Genomic DNA, 1,304 nt, shown 5'->3' with positions numbered 1-1,304 from the left:
AGATAATCCGCATCCACGAAGAGAATGGCTGCTGGGTCTTCAACCCGCACCGCTACACGCTGGAAGAGGGCGGCATGAAGCAGACCGACGAGGTGCAGCTCGCCTTCAAGCACGAGACCGATCCGCAAGGGCTGCTCAATCCCGGCAAGATGATCGCCTGGGAAAACCCGGACTACGATTATCGCTCGGGCAAGTCGTTCCTGTTCAAGGGGTTGCAGAAGGCGGGGTGATGAACATCCTCGTTCTCTACGCCCATCCGGTCGAGACCAGCTTCAATGCCGGTTTGCACAAGGTGATCGTCGAGCGGCTGACGGCAGCCGGCCACGCCGTCGACGACTGCGATCTCTATGCCGAGAATTTCGATCCCCGGCTGACGCGGGCCGAGCGGCTCGGTTATCACGACGATCGCGGCGCCGGTGATCCGGCAGCGCCCTATGTCGAGCGCCTGCTGCGGGCCGAGGCGCTGGTGCTGTCGTTTCCGGTGTGGAACTTCGGCTATCCGGCGATCCTGAAAGGCTTTTTCGACCGTGTCTTCCTGCCCGGCGTCTCGTTCAAGCTGGTCAATGGCAAGGTGCAGCCGTCGCTGCACAACATCCGCAAGCTGGCGGCGGTCACCACCTATGGGGGCAGCCGGTTGCACGCCATGCTGATGGGCGACCCGCCGCGCAAGCTGGTCAAGCGTGTGTTGCGCGCCACGGTCAAGCCAGGTGCCTCCGTGGCCTATCTTGCGCATTATTCGATGAACCTGTCGACCGATGAAACGCGGAAGAGATTCACGGCAAAAGTCGCCGCCAGCATGGATGCCTTCTGATGCGGGTCCTGGTGGTTTACTGCCATCCGGTCCCGGAAAGCTTTTGCGCCTCGATCCGGGATAGTGCCATCGAGGTGCTGAAGGCGAGGGGCTGGGAGGTGCGGCTGCTCGACCTCTATGCGGAGAATTTCGATCCGGTCATGGGCTGCGGCGAGCGACGCTCCTACAATGAACACGCCCCACAGGATCCGGTGCTCAAGCCGCACATCGAAAATCTCAACTGGGCCCAGGCAATTCTCTTTATCTATCCGACATGGTGGTATGGGCTGCCGGCAATGCTGAAGGGCTGGCTCGACCGGGTCTGGGCGACCGACGTCGCCTTCCGGCTGCCGGCCGGCAACCGACGGATTCAGTCGCTGATGAGGCATGTGACGAAGATCGGGGTGATCACGACCTGCGGCGCACCGACCTGGTGGAGCGTCGTCGTCGGCCAGCCGGGACGCAGGACAATCCTGCGCGGCATGCGGGCACTCTGCGCCACCCGCTGCAGGAC

2 protein-coding genes and 1 pseudogene are annotated in these 1,304 nt (G+C 62.7%); all 3 read left to right on the top strand.

All coding sequences use genetic code 11. The annotated features are described in order from the left end of the window. Positions 1-230: pseudogene (locus tag EOA86_RS34945) on the top strand (FAD-binding oxidoreductase); the annotation flags it as partial. Further along, complete coding sequence (locus EOA86_RS34940) at positions 230-811, top strand: NAD(P)H-dependent oxidoreductase (protein WP_164892338.1); 582 nt, start codon at positions 230-232, stop codon at positions 809-811. The pseudogene EOA86_RS34945 and the gene EOA86_RS34940, both read left to right, overlap by 1 nt. Then, on the top strand, positions 811-1,304 hold a 494-nt coding region (locus EOA86_RS34935), incomplete at its 3' end, for an NAD(P)H-dependent oxidoreductase (RefSeq protein WP_164892337.1). The genes EOA86_RS34940 and EOA86_RS34935, both read left to right, overlap by 1 nt.

Origin of the sequence: Mesorhizobium sp. M5C.F.Ca.IN.020.32.2.1, assembly GCF_004023105.1 — a bacterium.
Taxonomy (GTDB): domain Bacteria; phylum Pseudomonadota; class Alphaproteobacteria; order Rhizobiales; family Rhizobiaceae; genus Mesorhizobium; species Mesorhizobium wenxiniae.
This window is presented reverse-complemented; position numbering and strand designations above follow the sequence as displayed.